Source organism: Mycobacterium sp. P2_H7 (genome assembly GCF_056403275.1).
Genome location: NZ_JBFUFU010000025.1, coordinates 1 through 18,738 on the forward strand (window position 1 = coordinate 1; position 18,738 = coordinate 18,738).

Here is an 18,738-nt window from a genome sequence, read left to right on the forward strand (position 1 = left end):
GGATCCGACGCGACGATCCAGCGCTTGGCGACCTGCTCGATGGGCAGTTCGTCGGCGGCCTTCTCCATCTCCATCGGATCGTTGATGGAGTGCTTCTGCTCCGCGGTCAGCGACAGCGGCGCCCAGAACCGGGTGTTCTCCAGCGCCAGTTCCGGATCGGTGTCGTAGGAGATCTTGATCTCGATCATCCGGTCGACGTCGTCGGGGTTCTTGCCCGCCGCCTCCGCGCCCTCGCGCATCGCGGGGATCAGCTTGTCCTTGTACAGCTCCTCGCCCTTGCCCGAGGTGCAGATGAAACCATCGCCGGCGCGGCCGGCGTACTTGGCCACCTGCGGGCCGCCCGCGGCGATGTAGATCGGGATGCCGCCCTCGGGCACGTCGTAGATCGAGGCGCCCTTGGTCTTGTAGTACTCGCCCTCGAAATCGACGCGATCGCCCAGCCACAACTCGCGCATCAGCCGCACCGACTCACGCAGCCGCGCGTAGCGCTCCTTGAACTCCGGCCACTCACCCTCGTATCCGGTGGCGATCTCGTTGAGCGCCTCGCCGGTGCCGACACCCAAGAAGATCCGGTCGGGGTAGAGGCACCCCATCGTCGCGAACGCCTGCGCGATGACTGCCGGGTTGTACCGGAAGGTCGGGGTCAGCACCGAGGTGCCCAGCACCAACCGCTTGGTGCGCTCGCCGACCGCCGTCATCCACGCCAGTGAGAACGGGGCATGCCCGCCCTCATGCCGCCACGGCTGGAAGTGGTCACTGACCGTCGCGCTGTCCATACCGTGCGCCTCGGCCTGCACCGCCAGCTCCACCAGCTCGCGCGGAGCGAACTGTTCTGCTGATGCCTTGTATCCCAGTTTGAGTTCACTCATCACAAGTCCCTTGTGCGGCAGTTGAATCGCTCACCCACCTGACGGTGTCCTCGAGAGGAATCCGGGAGGTGCGGAAACTGTTCGCCGGGTGTTGGCGGTCTGGCCAACCAAAGGAAATCCCGCACACGATGCGTCGGTTCGCAGGAATTCCGAAGAACTCGGCCACAAACGGAGCATGCGCTGCCAGTGCCGCCTGCGGGATGGCGCCCAGTCCAAGACTCTCGGCAGCGAGCAGGAACGTCTGTACGTACAGACCGCAATCCAGAACGCCATACACGCCGAGGTCGGCTTCGGTGGTGATGATGGCTGCATGCGGAGCCCCGAACAGTTCGAAGTTTTTGGCGGCTTGCCGTGCTGAGGCTTGGCGGTCACCGCGCGCGATGCCGAGGCTGTCGTAGAGGGCGACACCGCACTCGCGGCGCCGCTGCCGGTAGACGCCGTCATAGCGGGTGGGAAAGGCGAAGTCCGGTTCCATTTCACCGTGGGCGGCGTGCTCTGAGAGTTGAGAACGGAACCGTTCGGTCGCTGACCCCTCGGTCACCAGCACGTGCCAGGGCTGGGTGTTGCACCATGACGGGGTCCGACGGGCCATGTCGAGCACTCGTTCTATCACAGACCTGGGCACCGGCTGCGGCTGGAATCCCCGGCAGCTGAACCGGCCATTCAGCAGGTCGCCGAGGACGATGGACTGTTCCGCATTGTCCTCGCCCACCTGACCGATCGTTGCTTCGACATCGTTGGTCATAGCGGTTGGCTGCCTTCCGTAGGCGTGAATGGCCGCCGCGCTGCACCGCGGACCGACATAGTGGCCTGAAACGTGGCACAGCGCTGATGCAGACGATCGGCGATGTCGCACTCGACGTAGATGAGCGATTTACCTGCGGAGACGAGCCGTGTGTGCACCGTCAAGGCGGGCAGTGCGGGCCGAAAGAACTGGCCGTGCAGTGACGCTGTGACTGCGAAACTGGGCGAATTCAGCACTGCGACGGCGCCGAGGCACTGATCAGCGATGGCTGCGACGATGCCACCGTGCACGCCGCCGTTGGGATTGGCGGCCAGCGGCGCGCTGGGCACGACGAAGATTCCCTCGCGGCCGTTGAGCTGTCGGCATTCGATGCCGAGCGGGCCGCTCAACGGCAGTCGAGCGAACCACGAGATGGCATCCTGTTCGGGAGCATCGGCCGCCGGCGGCCGAAAGCGCTCGAGATCCGCTGGTGCCGGGTACAGCTCGGTCATCGACTGGTTCTTTCTTCCGTTAGGTGGCCGTCAGGCCGAGCGCTGCGGCTACGTCCATCCACGTTGTCGCGCTTTCAGTCTCGAGCCGGAGCCGCATGGCGTCGGCATATGCCTGCGAGATGGGGTACTCACGCATATAGCCGTACCCGCCGTGCAGCTGCAGCCCATGGTCCACCGCGCGCCCGTGCACTGCTGTTGCCGCCAGCGCCGCGGCAGCGGCAGCTCCCGGGGTGATAGCAGAATGTGCGCGCGCAGAGATGCAGTCGTCCAGCAGCGCACTGGCGCTCGCGAGGTCGATGGCCACCCCCGCAAGTGTTCGGCGGGTGTTCTCGAACTCGGCAAGTGGTCGGCCGAACACGGTGCGCTCCTGCACATATTGCACTGTGATGTTTAGCGCCGCCCGCGCACCGCCGACGCCGAGCGCCGCCAGCCACAAGTAATGGTCGACCCACAAACTGTCGATGGACTGCGGGCAGACACCTGGTACGCGGCTGCCGGCGGGCACCATCAGGTTGTCAAAGCTGATGTCGGCACTGGCCAGTCCCGGTGCGGCCGACTCGTCGTCTACGCGTCGCACCTCGACGTCCGACGCGTTGATGAGGATGACCTGCGGCACGGGCGACTTGACTGCCACCAGCAAAAGCTGGGCCTCTGCTGCACCGGGGACTCCACAGACCCTGCCGGTCAGATACATCGCGCCGTCGTTCTCGCGCAGCTCAATGGCGTCATCGGTGGATCCGCGCAGTCCCACGACCGAAGCGATGCATGCTCCCGACGCCATCTTCGAGAGCCAACGAGCCTGCTGCTCCACCGTCGCGTACTTGGCAAGGAACGGCCCAACCACCCAGGCGTGTATCCCGTAGCGCAGCGCCAGTCCGGTGTGCCCGGCCGCCATTGCTCTTGTTGCAAAGACCAACCCGAAAACCGGGTCGTCCGTACTCGCTCCGCCGTACTCCTCAGGTATCGCGATACCGAGAAATCCCTGCTCCGCGATGAGTGACAGCAGGTGACCCGGCTCGGTGGGGTGCGGAGCCGAACCGAGCAGCCGGGACACACTGTCTCCGAAGCTGTTCTGCTCACCGGTGCGGGACCCAGGCAGCAGCGCTGCCGATCCGTTGTGGCCGCTCATGTACCAGTCCATTGCGGCGTGCGTTTGGCTACGAAGGCGCGGGCGCCCTCCTGCGCATCGCGGGAGTTGCGCACCTTGTCGGTGTAAGGAACTTGTTCGGTGAAAGCGACGTCGGCCGACCAGTCCGCCGCTGCATCGACGAGGAACTTGGATGTTTGAACCGCCAGTGGCGCGTTCGCCGAAATAGCCGCTGCCAAAGCGATTGCCGACTGCAGCGCGGTGCCCGGGACGACGACCTGGTTGACCAGACCGAGTTGCACTGCCCGCAACGCCGGCATCGGCGCACCGGTCAAGACGAGTTCCATCGCCACATTGCGTGGGATACGGCGGGGCAACCGAAGCACACCGCCCGCCGCGGCCACCAGTCCGCGGGTGACCTCAGGCAGGCCGAACTCGGAGTTCTCCGCCGCAACGATCAGATCGCAGGCGAGGGCAATCTCGAATCCGCCGCCTAATGCCCTCCCCTCAACAGCAGCAATGAGCGGCTTCACCGGGGGGCGTGCCACGATGCCGAAGGCACCCCGCGAGGTGAGGGGCCGTTCGCCGGTGACACTGAATGCCTTGAGATCCATTCCAGCGCTGAATATTCCGCCCGACCCACTCAGCACGGCGGCCCGGATATCGACGTCCGTGTCGATGCGATCCATGGCTTCTTCGAACGCGCGCGCGGTCGGCAGATCGATCGCGTTGCGTACCTCGTGGCGGTTGATGGTGACGATCGCCACCTCGCCGACAACTGTGAATGAGATCAACTCGGGCTGCGTCATCGCGGTGCCATTCGGATCGCACCGTCCAGGCGAATCGTCTCACCGTTGAGCATCCCGTTATCGATGATCGCGAGCGCAAGTTTGGCGTACTCATCCGGCTCGCCCAACCGACTGGGGTGTGGAACAGTCTGCGCCAGCGATGTGCGTACGTCTTCCGACAGCCGGGCCAGCAGCGGCGTGTCAAACGTGCCGGGAGCGATCGTGACGACTCGGATGTTCTTCGACGCCAGATCGCGCGCCGCCACCAATGTCATGCCGACGATGCCGGCCTTGGCGGACGCATAGGGAATCTGGCCGATCTGCCCTTCGAAGGCCGCGACCGACGCCGTGAGGATGCAGACTCCGCGGTCACCCTCGAGCGGCTCGTTGGCCGCCATCCTCACTGCGGCCAGTCGCAGCACGTTGAAGCTGCCCACAAGATTGACCGTCACCACGTCGGTGTAGGTCTCCAACGATCCTGGTGTGCCGTCGCGGTTCACCAGTCGGACCGCACCGCCGCGCCCTGCGCAGTGCACTACCACCCGCAGCGGCCCGTATTCGGCTGCCCGGTCGAAAACCGTAGCCATATCATCTTCGCTGCGGACATCCGCAGCGACGAAGTTGACTCTCTCACCGAGCCTTTCGGCGACGGCATTGCCCTGCGACGATTCCAGGTCGGCGATCACTACTGAGGCGGCGCCTGCCCCGAGTAGCCGGTGAACTGTGGCCAACCCCAGCCCGGATGATCCACCCGTCACCACTGCCGAGATGCCGGCGATCTCCATATGTGCCTCTCTTCGCTGTTTCGCTGTTCAGAGTCGTTCGATGATCGTGGCGTTGGCCATTCCACCGGCTTCGCACATCGTCTGCAGGCCGTAGCGTCCTCCGGTGTCTTCCAGCCCGCGCAACATCGTCGTCAACAACCTGGCACCGGAAGCTCCGAGCGGATGTCCGAGCGCGATCGCGCCACCGCGTGGATTCAACTTCGCGGGATCGGCCCCGAAGTGGTGCGCCCACGCCAGTGGCACCGGGGCGAACGCCTCGTTGACCTCGTAGTGGTCGATCATGTCGATTGACAGCCCAGAGGCGCGTAACGCCTTCTCGGTGGCCGGGATCGGCGCGGTCAACATCGTGATCGGGTCGTCGCCGGCCAAGGCGAACGAATGAAAGCGCGCGCGCGGTGTGAGCCCGAGTTGAGCGGCCCGTTGCTCGCTCATGACCAATACCGCAGCGGCGCCGTCGCTGAGCTGCGACGAGTTGCCTGCGGTAATGCTCCACTCGATCTCCGGAAACCGTTGTGCCATTTCATCAGACTGGAACGACGGCTTCAGGCCGGCCAGCCTCTCCCCCGTCGTTCCCGGCCGAGGTGTTTCATCGGCGTCGACGACGCTGCCGTCGGGCAATGTGATGGGAACCAGTTCTTCGGAGACGTCCGCCGCAACAGCCAGGGCGTGCGACCGAGCGGCGAAGTCGTCCAGCGTCTCACGATCGAGTTTCCAGCGTGCCGCGATGAGCTCCGCGGAGATTCCCTGCGGAACCAGTCCCGGCGCATAACGCGTCGCCACGCCGGGGCCGAACGGATCCTGGCCGATGCGGGCAGACCCCATAGGCACGCGGCTCATCGATTCGACCCCCGATGCGACGACGATGTCGCACGCGCCTGAGATGACGGCTTGAGCGGCGAAGTCCGCCGCCTGCTGACTTGAGCCGCAGGCGCGATGCACCGTGACTGACGGGACGTGCTCGGGCAACCCGGCGCCAAGCCAGGCCCAACGCCCCACCGGTCCCGCTTGTTCACCGACTTGGCTCACGCAACCGGTGATCATGTCATCCACCGATCCGGGGTCGATGCCCGTTCGCTCGAAAAGCCTTACGAGCACCTGCCCCAGCAGCGCGGCGGGGTGAATCGACGACAGCGCCCCACCGGCTCGCCCGTCGCGCGCTGGCTTCCCCTTGGCGAGCGGGGAACGGATGGCATCGACGATCACAGCGGTGCGGTTCATTGACTTCTCCTTTTGGCGCCTCGACGAGAGTCAGCCCGAGGCGGTGATAGTGCCGTCGCGCGTTCGTTCCGATGGACAATCACTGGCCGCACGCGGTGTCGTGCCTGCGCCATCGGTTCTCGCTGCGGCCGCAAGACTCAACATAAGGTTCTGCCATGATTCTGTCAATGATCGTTTACCGCGCAAGAGTGCGATGAGGCTGCTGCGGCCCCGATGCCGGCCCAACAAACAGCGCTCCAACGCAGACTCCGATAGTGCTGTACACCACCGCTTTAACCTTGAATCCTGCAGTTGCTGGGGTTCTCCCGCCGAGCTCAGATCATGTCCCCATTCGGGAGGGCACTGTCCATGGTTCGTGACCTCAGCGTCCTCCGCCAATGCAAACGTTCGTTTACATTCGGGCGGCCTCCCCGTACGCTGAACACCACAGACGTCGGCCCTGCCCAGCTCCCCCGATTCATGCCATCTCGCGCGAAGGAGAAGAACACATGAGCTACCCGCTTCCCACTGAGGCGCGCCTCAGTGGCCCGTTCCAGCCGATGCGGTTCGAAGCCACGGTCGAAGAATGCATCGTGACTCACGGTGAGATCCCAAAAGACCTGTCGGGTGGCTTCTACCGTGTCGGCCCTACCTGGAAGCGCCCCACCCGCCAAGGAACCAATGGCTTGCTCGGCATGGATGGGATGGTGCAGGCACTCGTACTGGACAACGGGCGAGCCGACTTCCGTAACCGGTGGATCCGGACACCCAAATATCTGCTGGAGCATCAGCACGGCCGCGGCATGTTCGAGTGGACCGATGGTGACTGGACTGACTGGCGCACATACGGTTACGGCGATGTGCAGCGTGACTGCCACACCACCGGCGTCCCTCAGGGGACCAACAACGTCAACATCTTCCCCTTTGCGGGCGAGATGGTCGCCTCTGGCGAGCAGGGCGGACCCCCAATTGCCTTGGATCCCATCACGTTGGAAACCAAGGGGATTGTGAACTGGTCACCACGGTTGTCACCCGGGATCCATGCGCCAGCTGGGTTCGGGGACAACTCGTTCGCCGCGCACCCTAAATGGGACCATGACAGCGGCGTCCTCTACGGCTGGTCCTACCGCGACACCGCACCCTACGTGACGGTACATGTCGTACACCCGGACGGCGGAGTCGAATCTCGTGAACTCTGGGATGCTCCGTACAACACGGTGGCGCACGACATCTGGCTCACTCCCGAATGGATCGTGATGCCCTTCCAGCCGATGCTCATCGACAAGAAGCGGATCAGTGAACGAGAGTTGAGCGTCTTTGGCTGGGACCCGGAACTTCCTATCGTGCTGGCACTCATCCCGCGCCACAACGCCGATGAACCGGTGCGCTACATCACCACAGATCTCGAACCGCAGTACATCATGCACACCCTGTCGGCCAACGTCACCGGTGATGTCCTGACCCTCGACGGCCCGATCTTCAACCGACCGCCGTTCCCGTTCGAACAGGACTTCGCCGCCGGCGACGATGTGGCGTTGTTCTTCTCGATCGCCAAATCGACCCTCGGCCGCTGGACGGTCGATCTGCTGACTGGATCCGTGAAAGCAGAGATGCTCTCCGACCGCCCCTCCGAACTTCCGAAGGTGGACGAACGTTTCTACGGCAAGGGATACCGCTTTGGCTACCAGGTCGGTGGCGTGATCAAAAACAGCGGGATGAAGATGAACAGCCTGGTGATCACCGATATGCAAACCATGTCCGATCAGGAGTTCAAAATTCGCGCCGACGAACCCGCCGCCGTGCTTGAGGCCACCTTCGCCCCGCGGCACAAGGACTCCCCCGAAGGAGACGGATACATCATCGTGCCGGTGTCGTGGTGGGCCGAAAAGCGAGGCGAATACCAGATATTCGACACCGATGACATCACCGGGGGGCCGATTTGCCGAATCGAGCTACCGTTCCAGATGGGCTGGACCCCACACGGGCACTGGATGGACTTCCGCTGATGCGCCGCCGCATCTTCGACGACGACCACGAGAAGTTTCGGACCCAGGCGCGGGAGGTGCTCGCCGAATTCGACCCGTTCTACTCCGATTGGGAGAAGGCGGGCCGGCCGTCGCGGGCGTTCTGGCGCCGAGCAGGCGAGTTAGGCATCCTAGGGATCGGAGTTCCGACCGAATACGGTGGACAAGCCCACTGGGATTTCCGCTACAGCATGGTATTTACCGAGGAGGCGCAGCGCCGGTTCTTCGCACTGGGCGGACTGCGGGTACACACTGACATCTGCCTGCCTTACTTTTTGCACTACGCAACGGAGCAGCAGAAACAGCGATGGCTGCCCCGGCTCGCCGCCGGGGACGCCGTAGTGGCGCTGGCGCTGTCGGAACCCGGGGCAGGCTCGGATTTGAAGTCCATGCGTACGCGTGCCGTTCGCCACGGAGACCACTACGTGGTGAATGGCGCGAAGACGTTCATTTCCAACGGCGCCGAGGCAGATCTCGTCATACTCGCCGTCAAAACCAACCCGGAGGCCGGGCGCCACGGGATCAGTCTGCTCGTCGTCGAAGCTGACACACCCGGCTTCGGTCGTGGCCGAAGTCTGGACAAGCTTGGGCTCAAAGCCCAAGATCTTGCCGAGTTGTCCTTTACCGACATGAGGGTTCCGGTGGCGAACCTGCTTGGCGAGGAGAACAGCGGCTTCGCCTACCTCACTTCGAATCTCGCCCAGGAGCGGCTCTCCATCGCGGTCAATTCTCAAGCCGCCGCCGCGGCGGCTCTGGTAGAGGCCGTCCAACTGCTGAACCCATCCGAAGCCGGCCAGCACGTCAAGTTCTCCCTCGCTGACTGTGCGACCGAGGTGCAGGCAGGGCAGACATTGGTGGATGAGGCCGTGCGGTCCCTGCTCTATGGGGAACTCACCGGAGCTGACGCCGCGCTGGTCAAGCTGTATTGCACCGAAATGCAGGGCCGCATTGTGGAGCGTTGCCTGAAGCTCGCCGGTCCTGCCGCGTACCGCGCAGGGTGCCGACTCGGTCGGGCCTACCTCGACGGCAGAGTCAGCCGAATTTACGGCGGGTCGAGCGAAATCATGAAGATCATCGTCGCCCAGGGTCTCGCCGTGTGACCAGACCCAGGCGGCAGGCACCTGACCACCGGATCCTCGATGCTGCCGAACGCTTGTTCTTCGAGCGCAGCTTCGATGGCGTCGGGGTCGACGAGATCGGCAAGGCAGCCGGATTGAGCGGTTCGGCGATCTACCGACACTTCGAGAGCAAGAACGAGATCCTTGCGGTCATGTTCGACCGGGCGGTGGACAGCCTGCTGATGCGCGTGCCCTCAGTTTCTGGCGATCCGCAAGTACAGCTACACGCGCTGGTGCACGCCCATGTCGGTTTCGCCCAGGCCAACCCCCGGCTGGCGGCAGTCTGGGCGAAGGAACAACACTGTCTCACCGAACCGTATCGCCGCGTACACCACCGCCGCCAGCAGGGCTACCTGACGATCTGGACTAGTTGCTTGTCTCGCTGCTATCCGCAGCGCAGCGCGGACGATATTCTCTTGGCGGTGCTCGGAGTACACGCTCTGCTGATAGTGCACGCGACGAGGGCCGCATCACGGCACCCACCGACGCAGGCCGGGCGTCTGTTGGCCGGTATCGCCCTGGCCGGGCTGAGCTCTCTAGACCTGGGTTCCGAGGCCTCGCCAGGCTAGGCCGCAGCGTATTTCGAGTCACGCTATTGCTACGGACTCCTCTGATCCCAGCGCGGCGAGGGCTCGGACCGCCATCTCGACCAGAAGTACCTCAATATGCGAGCTTTGGGAGGCATTGGCCGGCCTCACCGAGTCCGACAAGGTCAGAGTATGTATGGCACGTACGGCGGCGGAGAGGTCATCGTGCGACCAACCCGGGTAACGGCGTTCGAGGCAATTGCGCCAACGGTCCGAGTATCGCTTCTCGCGCCGCAAGAAGTTACGACGGTAGGGTTCCGAGAGCGACCGCTGCTCCCGCAGCCAGATGCCGGCGAGCTTGGGATGATTCATGGCGATGTGGACGTGGGCCTGGATCAGCGCGCGCAGATCGTCGTCAGGGTCGTCGGCCATTGACGGCAACTGCTCGAGCGCCGCATCGATGACGTGGTCGAAAAGAACACCGAGGATTTCATCCTTGCTCGCGAAGTGCCGGTAAATGGCTCCCCCCGTGATGCCGGCACGCTCGGCGATGGCGTCAACGCCGGTGGCGTCAAATCCACGTTCATAGAACAAGTCTTCAGCAGCTTGTAGAATCTGCTGTTCGCGGCTCATGGCGACACTCTACTAAACATTCGTTTGCAGAGCCCTACCTGGCACGTAGTCCCATCGATCCGCTGATTATCTCGCGCTGGATTTCGTTCGTACCGGCCCAGATGCTCGTGACGAGAGAGCGCCGAACGTGGCCCTCCATGTCGTATTCCTTCGCATAGCCGTATCCGCCCATCATCTGCATACCCTCCAAGGCCACCCGCTTGGCGGTCTCCGACGTCTTGACTTTGGCCATCGAGGTGAGTTTCGCCAACTCTGCACCGCTGCCACGATTAGCATCCACTCGGGACGCGACATCGTAGGTGAGCAACCGCGCGCATTCCATCTCGATCGCCAAGTCGGCGACACGATGACTGAGTGCCTGAAACGTGCCGATGGCTCGACCGAACTGCTGGCGCTCCGCGATATAGCTGAGCAGGTCGTCCATTGCCCGCTGCGCGGTCCCAAGAGCGTTGGCAGCTCCGATCATTCGTTCACCGTTGAGTCCCGCCATGACCTGGGGCCAAGCCTTTCCCACGGCGCCAACAACGTCTTGCTCGGGCACGAAGACATCGGTGAAGTACAGGTCGTTCACGTCGCGGCCACCCATGGTGTCGATGCCGTGAATCACCAAACCATTTGTATCAGTGGGGATCTCGAACATGGTGAGTCCGTCGTGGCGTGACTGTTCTCGGCTCGTTCTTGCCACGAGCAGGATGCGCTCGGCGATGTGGGCGTTGGAGCACCATGTTTTCTGTCCGTTGATGACGAACCCGCCTTCGACTGGCATGGCGTTGCACGAGATAGCGCCAACATCGGAGCCGGCGCCAGGCTCGGAGATCGAGATGGAGAACACCCGGCCGCTGACGATAGCCCCGAGCACATCGGCCTTCTGCGTGTCTGTTCCGTACCGGTGATAGCAGCCCGCGACGGTACCGGTGGATCCAGCTCCGTAGATCGGCAGCAGCCCCCGCAGCGTCTCCTCATGGAACACGCACTCGTCCACCAGTGTCCCGCCGGCGCCGCCGTATTCTTCGGGCACCGAGATCCCCGTCCAACCGAGGGCGGCGACCTTGGCATACACCTCTTGGTTGTGAGTCTCCGTTCCGCCAGAGGTCAACTTGTCCCGCTGCTCGCGGGTTCCTACCTCGCGGGCACAGAAGTCCCGGATGGCCTGTTGAAATGCTTGCTGTTCTTCGGTGAACACAAAACCCTGGCTGATGGTGGTCATGGCCTCTCGGTCCCGTCTGTGCCCGTGCTGAAGTCGCCGAGTTGAGCTGTGCGGGTGCGTCGCCAGTACTCGACGTATTCCCATGGGCTGGTTCCCACGATTCGGCCGCTGCTGTTCCGGTAGTAGTTCGTCACTTTCGGATGTGTCCACACGGTTGCGGCCAGCGCCCGGTCCACCTGCTCGTTGTATTTTTCATAGACGCTGGCGCGGCATTCTACGGATCGAATTTTGTTCTCCAACATCGCTTTGACGAGCTGCATGACGTAGCGCACCTGCATCTCCATCGTCAGGAACGCACTGCCGCCGTGGCTGGTGTTCGTGTTCGGCCCGAATAGCATGAAGAAGTTGGGAAACTGGGGCACGGTCACCCCGAGGTAGGCGCGCGCGTCGTCGGTACCCCAAACTTCGTGCAGGCTCACTTCGTTACGGCCGATAACCTGTAGCGGACCGAGGATGCGCAGTGTCTCGAAGCCGGTGGCCCACACGATGACGTCAGCTGAGTGAGCTCGCCCGTCGGCTGAGATCAGCTGCGAGCCACGGATCTCTTGCAGTCCTCCTTCGATGAGTTCGACATCCTCACGTCGCAACGCTTGGTACCAGCCGTGGTCGATGAGGGGTCGCTTGCCGTATGCCGGGTAGTCCGGGGTGGAGGCTGCGATCAGCTCGGGTCGCCCCTCCAACTGCGTCGCGATGTAGGAGGTTAAGAAGCGCCGGTGCGCAGCATTGGCGGCGTTGACCGCGAAATCGGGGTCTTCGAAGGACTCGTCGATCTGCAGCGCGGGGTGGAGCCGGTCACCGAACCGCCAAAATTGGCGCAGCCGGTAGAAACCCGCGTAATAAGGAACGTGTTCCAGTAGCCACTGGACGTCGGCGTCCACGCTGCGGTTGATGTTGGGGTGCGGGACGGCCCATTGCCGAGACCGTTGGAAGACAATGAGTTTCGACGCGGTACCGGCCATGGCGGGAACGAACTGCATCGCGCTGGCTGCGGAACCCACAACGGCGACCCGCTTGCCCGCCAGGTCGAGTTCCGGATTCCATTGCGCGGTGTGGAGGGCCGGCCCCGGGAAGGTGTCCGCACCGGGTACTGCCGGAACGTTGGGCCGGTTGAAATGCCCTACGGCGCTGACAAATAAGGCACAAACCACGTTTCGCGATGCGCCGTCGTCTCCGCGGAGCTCGACGTGCCACTGCGACGTGTTCTCGTTGAACCTCGCCTCGGTTGCCTCAAAGCCGAACTCGATGTGCTCGTACAACCCGTGTTCGCGGGCCAGACTCGTGAGATAGTCCTGCACTTCGTCGCGCTTGCCAAAGTAGGAACTCCAGCGCGAGCTCCTGGCGAACGAGTAGGAGTACAGATGGCTAGGAGTGTCCACGCCGCAACCTGGGTACCGGTTCTCCAGCCATGTCCCGCCCACCTCGTGGTTCTTCTCCACGATCGTGAACGGCACGCCGGCCTTTTTCAGCATGATGCCCAGGTTGATTCCGGCGATACCCGCACCGGCCACGACGACGTTGAAACCGGTCCGGTCCGCTTGCGGATCGATGGTGACCTCCCTGGAGAGGACTCCCATTTCTTCGGCAAGCAGCTCTCCGTAGTCCGATCGCACTTCCTCGGCCAGCGAGATGCCGAGCAGCTCAGTTAGCCGCGCCGGGGTAGGTGGCGCATTGTCCGGCAGAGTGCCGTCCCACGCCTGGCTCACCGCGTCGACTGCGGCAGCGCGGATTTCGTCCTGGATAGCCGGAGGTAGTCCCGCATCGTCGTGGTCGTCGAGTCCCTTCGGCCGGCTCGGCCGGTAAGGCGGCTCCAGCCACCGAGGATCTCCGGTCAACTGGTGAAGCACCAGGATGAGGGTCGGCAGGTTGGCGACGACCAGTGCCCGGCGCAGATCGTCGATGGTCGACGGCGAGGTGGATGCCGGAATGCCCAAGACAGGCACGGACGTCATTGGTTCTCCTTGGCTAGCTGAGGGAAGTCGGTGGCCAGATAGATCAGTCAGCGGCGCTCACTGCCGTGACTGCTCCTGAGGTACGCGCAAGGTCACCGAAAGTGTCGAGGATGTTGGTGAACGCGTCGGCGCTTTCTTCCGCTTCGATTGGCGGTACGTAAGGTGCGTGCAGCACGATGTGGTCGACGAAACCTTCGTACTGGGCCAGCTTCTGCCGAGCTTCCTCGGGAGTGCCGGTGATGCTCAGCAAGTCCACGAGTCGGTCGTCGGTTCGTTCGAATGCAGCGATGCCCTCGCGGAGGAAACCCTCGCGCAGATCGTTGACGGCGTCTTGGAGCCCGTGCATCGCTGCGACCTGCGCCCCGGCCGAATGCGTCGCGTAGAAGCCGACCTGCTTGCGGGCTCGGCTCATCGCGAGTTCCCGATCGTCGGAAACACTGCAAACGGTCTCCGCGCAAATCTCGATCTGCGAGCTGTCCCGGCCGGCCTTCCTGGCACCGATTTCGAGATGTTCACGAACGAATTCATCAACGTACTTCTGCGTGGTGAAGTACCCGAGCCAGGCGTCGGCCTTGCGGCCGGCGAGTTCGATCAGCTTTGGGCCCATCGCCGCCAGTCCGATGGGGATCTGTTGGCGTGGCAGTTCCCGCTCTCCCCATGGGTTGACCCGTGGCGCCTTGAAGCGGTAATGCTGACCCTCCAACCGATCGGCCTGCCCGGTGGCCAGATACTCCCAGGACAGGCGTAGAACGTCGATGTACTCCGACAACCGGCCGAGCGGATGCTCGGCGTCAGTGGAGTGGAATGCGCGCAGGAATTCCGGAACGCCGGTGCCGAGGCCGAAAAGCATTCGCCCACCTGAGATGTCGTCGATGTCGGCGGCAGCGTTGGCCGCAGCGAACGGACTACGGCTGAACGCTGCAGCGAGACCGGTTCCCAGCGTCACGTGCTCGGTGTTGGCCGCCGCCACGCTGAGCAGCGTGAACGGGTTTCGGTACACCTCATAGCTCCAAACAGACTGAAATCCAGCCTGTTCCGCGCGGAATGCTTTGGCTCCGACCTCGCTGATGGGCCCTTTCCGGCTGGGCAGAGTGACTCCGATGCGCATGTTTCAATCTCCAACTGGGTGGTCGTGGGTGGGCTCCGCAGGGACAGCTCCGCCACCGGCATAGAGCAATTCGATATCGGTGGCGTACTTTTGCTCGATGACTCGGCGGCGCAACTTGAGTGTCGGGGTGAGTTCGTCGCCGCCGGGTAGCCAGGGCTGATCGAGCAGGACGAAACGTTTGATCTGCTCAACTCGAGCGAGCTCGCGGTTGGCGCGGCCGACCGCGTCGGCCACAATGTCGCCGATCGCGGCGGTGGTTTTGTCCGCTGAGATGAGCTCCGCGCGGACGTCGGGATCGACAGCGATCACCGCCACGTTGTAGGGTCGGTCGTTGCCGACGACGCACGCCCCACCGATCAGCCGATGCGCTCGGGTCAACGCGGCTTCAATTCGGGACGGGGACATGTTCTTCCCCCCGGCATTGATCAGGATCTCTTTCTTGCGGTCGACTATTTGCAGATAGCCGTCTGAATCGAGTCGGCCGATGTCGCCGGTGTGCACCCATCCTTGTGCGTCGATGACTTCGGCGGTCAGCTCAGGTTGATTGCGGTAACCGCGCATCGTGAACGGGCTGCGCATGAGGATTTCGCCATCGTCGGCGAGGCGTAGCTCGACTCCCGGCAGGGCCGTGCCGCACGTCCCGACCTTGTTGGCGTCTACCCGTCCCAATGCGCCGAGCGCGCCGCCCTCTGTTTGGCCCCAACCCTCCACCAGAGGTAGCCCCAGATCGATCCAAAATTGCACGAGCTCAGGGGAAATGGGGGCACCGCCGGCGATCGCCACCAGCGCCTGGTCGAAGCCGAAGCGCTCCAGCAACGCCTCCGCACCGACACCCTGCTCCATCAGTGTCAGCGCGACCCCGCGCAGCTTGTCGTAGAGCCGTGGTGGCGAGAACAGATAGTGCGGGTGCACCGTCTGAACCGTCTCGATGATCTCGCGCGGGCTCGGCGCACAGACCACTTCGAACGCACCGGTGATCGCTCGGTAGTGACTGAGCATCCGCTCGGCCAGATGTGCATAAGGATACCCGGAAACCACCCGCGCTCCACGCAAAGTGCCCATCGCCTCATGCAGACCGATCGCGTTTCCCAGTACCCCTCGGTGGGTGAGCTCTACACACTTGGGGTCACTCGTGGTACCCGAGGTGTAGACCAGAAGCGCAACGTCGTCGTGAGTCACGGCTTTCCACGCTCCGGCGAAGTCGAAGTCCGCTGACCCGCTCACCACGAGATCGTCGAGCGATATGGCGTCGGGATGCGCGCCATCGACCACCACGATGGGGACACCGGGGCAAGCTTGCCGTGCCTGGAGCGCGACTGGTAACGATGTGATGTCGGTGACCAGCAGTTCAGTGTCCGAATCCGTCATGGCCCACCCAATGTCTTTGGCCGGCAGCGTCTGATACAGAGACAGACACGCCGCGCCCAAGTGCATTGCGGCAACATCGGCGGGAAAGAATTCGGGACGATTACCCATCAGATATGCAACAGTGCTGCCCTGCTGAATCCCGAGAGCAGCCATTCCCCTTGCAATAGCCTCGACCCGCTCGCCGAACTCACCCCACGTCAGTGAGGTCAGTCCGTCCAGCGTACGGACGGCGACCCAGTTCGGAAAGCGATCGACAGTGTCCTGGAATACCGAACAGAACGATGAGTGACTGAGCAGGTCCATCTCGGTAATCGCCTGCAGCCGAACGGGTTCGGTGGAGGATGACGCGACGGTCATCGGCTTTCCTTTCACTTCTCAATCGTCGGAACGGGGGTCGGCACGCTGAGCCCGGGGCCGACGGGTACGTCAATCGTGGCCACGGCGTACGCACAGCGAACACTGTCGGTGCACAGTTCGACTTCGACATCGACGAGGTGCCGGTTGCCCTCAAGTCGGCGAGCGGTGACGAGGCCTTCGCCACTTAGTTGAACACCGGGGTGCACGGGCCGGACCAAGGTCAGTTTGCGCCGAACGATTCGGGTTTTGGGACCGCACCAGTCGGTGATGATCCGGTCGGCCAATGCCAAGAGCAAGCTGGTGTTGGCGAAGACATCGGGGTGGCCATTGCCGCGCGCGTACTCGCGGTCGAAGTGGCCGGGAAAACTGTCCCAGCTCGCTGCGGCGTTCACGATCAGCCGCTTCAGCGTGATGTCCAGACTCACCCTCGGTAACGCGTCGCCCTCTTCGATTTCGCACCACCACAATTGGGGATATGCAGTGTCAGTCATGGTCGCCTCCTGCGAGATAGCGCAACGCGACATTTGTCTGTGCCGCCACTACTTCGTCGCCGGCAGTGAGAAACGTGGCTGCAGTCGTGACGAAATGCCCTACGCCGAGTCGGGTCGTCTTTTCCTCGGAGACATCGACGAGTTCTTCGACGGCGCACAGCCTTTCACCGGCCAGAACGGGCCGGTGGTAGGTGTAGTCCACCGAAATGTTGATGACGGTGTCCCCTGGCAGCGGTACCTTGGTCAGGAGCAATGGTGGGGCCAGGTGACCGTCGCTGGTTTCACCGGGCGACCAGGGCGGCGGCAGCACCCAGTGCACCAACATCGCGGGGGGGCTGACAATTGCGCCCCACTGCCCGGCGGCGAAGGCGTCGTCCCAGAAGCTGGGGTTGCCGTCCTCGCTGGCCGAGGCGAAATACTTGATCATCGCCTCGTTGACCGGGCCGGCCGAGATCAGTACCTGACGCAACCGGCCGACTTGAGCCTGTGCGTCAGCGAAAGTGCCGAGAACGAATTGCGGGGTCATCAAGCGGCCTAGTAGGACTTGGGCAGCCCGAGCGTGTGCTCGGAAACGTAATTGAGCACCATCTCCGCTGAGACCGGCCCGATCTTGGTGAACCGCGCGAGCCACCAAACATCAGTCAGTCCGTACTCCAAAGCGACGCCGTTTCCGCCGTGCACCTGAATGGCAGAGTCCACACACAAGATTCCTGCCTCGCCGGCCGCATATTTGGCCATATTGGCCGCTTCTCCGGCCAACGGGGACCCCGCGTCGTACAGCGCAGCGGCCTTGCGCATCATCAGCCCGGCCAGTTCAAGTTCGATCTTGGCTTTCGCGAGCGGGTGAGCCACCGCCTGATGCCGACCGATGGGCACCCCCCAAACATCGCGCTCCTTGACGTAGGCCACCGCCTTGTTCAACGCAAAGCGGCCCAGGCCGGTCGACAGGGTGGCCCCCAAGATCCGCTCCGGGTTGAGTCCTTCGAACACCACCCGCAAACCTCTGTCCTGCTCGCCGACCAGCTGGTCGGCAGGCACCTGCACGTCGTCGAAAAACAACGCGAACTGTCCCTCCGGGGCGTTGACCGCGGTCGGGATGTAGGTGCGCTCCAGGCCCGGCACGTCCGTCGGAAGCAGGAACAGCGATAGCAAACCTCGCCCGGTGCGCTCGTCGGTCCCCGTCCTGGCAACCACCATGATTGCATCGGAACTGTCGACTCCCGAGATGTAGGTCTTCTGGCCGTTCAATACCCAGTGATCGCCGACCCGACGGGCGGTGGTGGAGATCTTGTGGGAGTTCGAGCCTGCGTCGGGCTCGGTGATGGCGAATGAGATCTTGGCCTCACCGCTAACCAATCGTGGAAGCCACTCCGCTTTCTGCTCAGGGCTACCGTGGCGAGCCAGCACGTTGGATACGATCGCCGCTGAGTAGACCAGCGGGAACATCGGACATCCGGCGGCGGCCAGTTCCTCCGATACGATCGCCAGCGCCCAAACTCCTTGGCCACCACCGCCATACTCCTCGGGCAGGAAGGCGCCGAGGTACCCCTGCTCACCCAGCTGGTTCCAGAGTTCTTTCACGGGCTCGCGCGCCCGCACCTTCTCCATGAAGTACTCGGCACCGTAACCCGCGGCCAATTTGGCGACTGACTCCCTGAGTAGCTGCTCGTCATATGACGGTTGGAGACGGATGATCGGTCCCAGTTCGGCGATCGATTGATCGGATAGTGCAGTCACGCGTTCCTCCTCGGTTTTGCGGCATCGCTGCGGTGTTCGTCGCCTGACCGCGGCGCCCGACCTTTTCAACACTCGATGCCGCACCATGCCACTTCATTGCACCGTACGCATGTAAACGATCGTTTTCAAGAGAATCTTTCACCCACGCATCCTACTTTTAGGACGAACGGGTGCCCAGAACGGTCGTTTATTGCACCCGCATCGTCCCGTAGAAGGGTTCCAGTCCGGCCCCACCCTGGTCGCGATGCGGCGATGGC

The 18,738-nt window shown here is 63.3% G+C and carries 18 protein-coding genes; 3 read left to right on the forward strand and 15 right to left on the reverse strand.

The window, feature by feature from the left end:
- The 7 genes from fgd to AC1DY7_RS28840 all read right to left on the reverse strand — a co-directional run.
- On the reverse strand, positions 1 to 869 hold an 869-nt coding region (fgd, locus tag AC1DY7_RS28810; RefSeq protein WP_477497177.1), incomplete at its 3' end, for a glucose-6-phosphate dehydrogenase (coenzyme-F420).
- On the reverse strand, positions 862 to 1,614 hold the full coding sequence (locus AC1DY7_RS28815; RefSeq protein ID WP_477497178.1) for a nitroreductase: 753 nt from the start codon (positions 1,612 to 1,614) through the stop codon (positions 862 to 864). The genes AC1DY7_RS28815 and fgd, both read right to left, overlap by 8 nt.
- On the reverse strand, positions 1,611 to 2,105 hold the full coding sequence (locus AC1DY7_RS28820; protein ID WP_477497179.1) for a PaaI family thioesterase: 495 nt from the start codon (positions 2,103 to 2,105) through the stop codon (positions 1,611 to 1,613). The genes AC1DY7_RS28815 and AC1DY7_RS28820 overlap by 4 nt, the downstream gene beginning before the upstream one ends.
- 19 nt (positions 2,106 to 2,124) lie before the next feature.
- Entirely contained in the window at positions 2,125 to 3,234 is a 1,110-nt protein-coding gene (locus tag AC1DY7_RS28825) for an acyl-CoA dehydrogenase family protein (RefSeq protein ID WP_477497180.1), read from the reverse strand.
- Positions 3,231 to 4,001 (reverse strand): crotonase/enoyl-CoA hydratase family protein, encoded by a 771-nt coding sequence (locus AC1DY7_RS28830; RefSeq protein WP_477497181.1) that lies wholly within the window; start codon positions 3,999 to 4,001, stop codon positions 3,231 to 3,233. The genes AC1DY7_RS28825 and AC1DY7_RS28830 overlap by 4 nt, the downstream gene beginning before the upstream one ends.
- Positions 3,998 to 4,765 carry an SDR family NAD(P)-dependent oxidoreductase gene (locus AC1DY7_RS28835; protein WP_477497182.1) on the reverse strand — a complete coding sequence of 256 codons (768 nt, stop codon included), beginning with the start codon at positions 4,763 to 4,765 and terminating at the stop codon, positions 3,998 to 4,000. Before AC1DY7_RS28835 ends, AC1DY7_RS28830 begins: the two co-directional genes overlap by 4 nt.
- A gap of 27 nt (positions 4,766 to 4,792) precedes the next feature.
- Positions 4,793 to 5,983 (reverse strand): thiolase family protein, encoded by a 1,191-nt coding sequence (locus AC1DY7_RS28840; protein ID WP_477497183.1) that lies wholly within the window; start codon positions 5,981 to 5,983, stop codon positions 4,793 to 4,795.
- 488 nt (positions 5,984 to 6,471) lie between these two features.
- Between AC1DY7_RS28840 and AC1DY7_RS28845 the strand changes: the two genes are divergently transcribed.
- From AC1DY7_RS28845 to AC1DY7_RS28855, 3 genes are read left to right on the forward strand one after another with little or no spacing between them, the layout of a single operon-like run.
- Complete coding sequence (locus tag AC1DY7_RS28845) at positions 6,472 to 7,968, forward strand: carotenoid oxygenase family protein (protein ID WP_477497184.1); 1,497 nt, start codon at positions 6,472 to 6,474, stop codon at positions 7,966 to 7,968.
- Positions 7,968 to 9,086 carry an acyl-CoA dehydrogenase family protein gene (locus AC1DY7_RS28850; RefSeq protein ID WP_477497185.1) on the forward strand — a complete coding sequence of 373 codons (1,119 nt, stop codon included), beginning with the start codon at positions 7,968 to 7,970 and terminating at the stop codon, positions 9,084 to 9,086. The genes AC1DY7_RS28845 and AC1DY7_RS28850 overlap by 1 nt, the downstream gene beginning before the upstream one ends.
- Positions 9,083 to 9,673, forward strand: a complete 591-nt coding sequence (locus AC1DY7_RS28855) for a TetR/AcrR family transcriptional regulator (RefSeq protein ID WP_477497186.1) — start codon at positions 9,083 to 9,085, stop codon at positions 9,671 to 9,673. Before AC1DY7_RS28850 ends, AC1DY7_RS28855 begins: the two co-directional genes overlap by 4 nt.
- A gap of 18 nt (positions 9,674 to 9,691) precedes the next feature.
- Here the strand turns inward: AC1DY7_RS28855 and AC1DY7_RS28860 are convergent, their stop codons facing one another.
- From AC1DY7_RS28860 to AC1DY7_RS28895, 8 genes are read right to left on the reverse strand one after another with little or no spacing between them, the layout of a single operon-like run.
- A complete protein-coding gene (locus AC1DY7_RS28860) occupies positions 9,692 to 10,264 on the reverse strand; it encodes a TetR/AcrR family transcriptional regulator (protein WP_477497187.1) in 573 nt (190 codons plus the stop codon).
- Positions 10,265 to 10,298: 34 nt separating this feature from the next.
- Positions 10,299 to 11,471: an acyl-CoA dehydrogenase family protein gene (locus tag AC1DY7_RS28865; protein WP_477497188.1), complete on the reverse strand. Its 1,173-nt coding sequence runs from the start codon at positions 11,469 to 11,471 to the stop codon at positions 10,299 to 10,301.
- Positions 11,468 to 13,420: a flavin-containing monooxygenase gene (locus AC1DY7_RS28870; protein WP_477497189.1), complete on the reverse strand. Its 1,953-nt coding sequence runs from the start codon at positions 13,418 to 13,420 to the stop codon at positions 11,468 to 11,470. The genes AC1DY7_RS28865 and AC1DY7_RS28870 overlap by 4 nt, the downstream gene beginning before the upstream one ends.
- Before the next feature lie 43 nt (positions 13,421 to 13,463).
- Positions 13,464 to 14,528: an LLM class flavin-dependent oxidoreductase gene (locus tag AC1DY7_RS28875; protein ID WP_477497190.1), complete on the reverse strand. Its 1,065-nt coding sequence runs from the start codon at positions 14,526 to 14,528 to the stop codon at positions 13,464 to 13,466.
- A 3-nt stretch (positions 14,529 to 14,531) separates the two neighbouring features.
- A complete protein-coding gene (locus tag AC1DY7_RS28880) occupies positions 14,532 to 16,253 on the reverse strand; it encodes an AMP-dependent synthetase/ligase (RefSeq protein ID WP_477497191.1) in 1,722 nt (573 codons plus the stop codon).
- A gap of 11 nt (positions 16,254 to 16,264) precedes the next feature.
- On the reverse strand, positions 16,265 to 16,744 hold the full coding sequence (locus tag AC1DY7_RS28885) for a MaoC/PaaZ C-terminal domain-containing protein (protein ID WP_477497192.1): 480 nt from the start codon (positions 16,742 to 16,744) through the stop codon (positions 16,265 to 16,267).
- Positions 16,737 to 17,270: an FAS1-like dehydratase domain-containing protein gene (locus AC1DY7_RS28890; protein WP_477497193.1), complete on the reverse strand. Its 534-nt coding sequence runs from the start codon at positions 17,268 to 17,270 to the stop codon at positions 16,737 to 16,739. Before AC1DY7_RS28890 ends, AC1DY7_RS28885 begins: the two co-directional genes overlap by 8 nt.
- Before the next feature lie 8 nt (positions 17,271 to 17,278).
- Positions 17,279 to 18,436, reverse strand: a complete 1,158-nt coding sequence (locus tag AC1DY7_RS28895; RefSeq protein ID WP_477497217.1) for an acyl-CoA dehydrogenase family protein — start codon at positions 18,434 to 18,436, stop codon at positions 17,279 to 17,281.
- Positions 18,437 to 18,738 lie beyond the last annotated feature (302 nt).

What these genes read in the sequence shown, in the direction of transcription:
- AC1DY7_RS28840 (WP_477497183.1), bottom strand. Translation starts at nt 5,983, where the DNA reads ATGAACCGCACCGCTGTGATCGTCGATGCCATCCGTTCCCCGCTCGCC.
- AC1DY7_RS28875 (WP_477497190.1), bottom strand. Translation starts at nt 14,528, where the DNA reads ATGCGCATCGGAGTCACTCTGCCCAGCCGGAAAGGGCCCATCAGCGAG.
- AC1DY7_RS28890 (WP_477497193.1), bottom strand. Translation starts at nt 17,270, where the DNA reads ATGACCCCGCAATTCGTTCTCGGCACTTTCGCTGACGCACAGGCTCAA.
- AC1DY7_RS28825 (WP_477497180.1), bottom strand. Translation starts at nt 3,234, where the DNA reads ATGAGCGGCCACAACGGATCGGCAGCGCTGCTGCCTGGGTCCCGCACC.
- AC1DY7_RS28865 (WP_477497188.1), bottom strand. Translation starts at nt 11,471, where the DNA reads ATGACCACCATCAGCCAGGGTTTTGTGTTCACCGAAGAACAGCAAGCA.
- AC1DY7_RS28885 (WP_477497192.1), bottom strand. Translation starts at nt 16,744, where the DNA reads ATGACTGACACTGCATATCCCCAATTGTGGTGGTGCGAAATCGAAGAG.
- AC1DY7_RS28870 (WP_477497189.1), bottom strand. Translation starts at nt 13,420, where the DNA reads ATGACGTCCGTGCCTGTCTTGGGCATTCCGGCATCCACCTCGCCGTCG.
- AC1DY7_RS28830 (WP_477497181.1), bottom strand. Translation starts at nt 4,001, where the DNA reads ATGACGCAGCCCGAGTTGATCTCATTCACAGTTGTCGGCGAGGTGGCG.
- AC1DY7_RS28850 (WP_477497185.1), top strand. Translation starts at nt 7,968, where the DNA reads ATGCGCCGCCGCATCTTCGACGACGACCACGAGAAGTTTCGGACCCAG.
- AC1DY7_RS28880 (WP_477497191.1), bottom strand. Translation starts at nt 16,253, where the DNA reads ATGACCGTCGCGTCATCCTCCACCGAACCCGTTCGGCTGCAGGCGATT.
- AC1DY7_RS28820 (WP_477497179.1), bottom strand. Translation starts at nt 2,105, where the DNA reads ATGACCGAGCTGTACCCGGCACCAGCGGATCTCGAGCGCTTTCGGCCG.
- AC1DY7_RS28815 (WP_477497178.1), bottom strand. Translation starts at nt 1,614, where the DNA reads ATGACCAACGATGTCGAAGCAACGATCGGTCAGGTGGGCGAGGACAAT.
- AC1DY7_RS28835 (WP_477497182.1), bottom strand. Translation starts at nt 4,765, where the DNA reads ATGGAGATCGCCGGCATCTCGGCAGTGGTGACGGGTGGATCATCCGGG.
- AC1DY7_RS28860 (WP_477497187.1), bottom strand. Translation starts at nt 10,264, where the DNA reads ATGAGCCGCGAACAGCAGATTCTACAAGCTGCTGAAGACTTGTTCTAT.
- AC1DY7_RS28845 (WP_477497184.1), top strand. Translation starts at nt 6,472, where the DNA reads ATGAGCTACCCGCTTCCCACTGAGGCGCGCCTCAGTGGCCCGTTCCAG.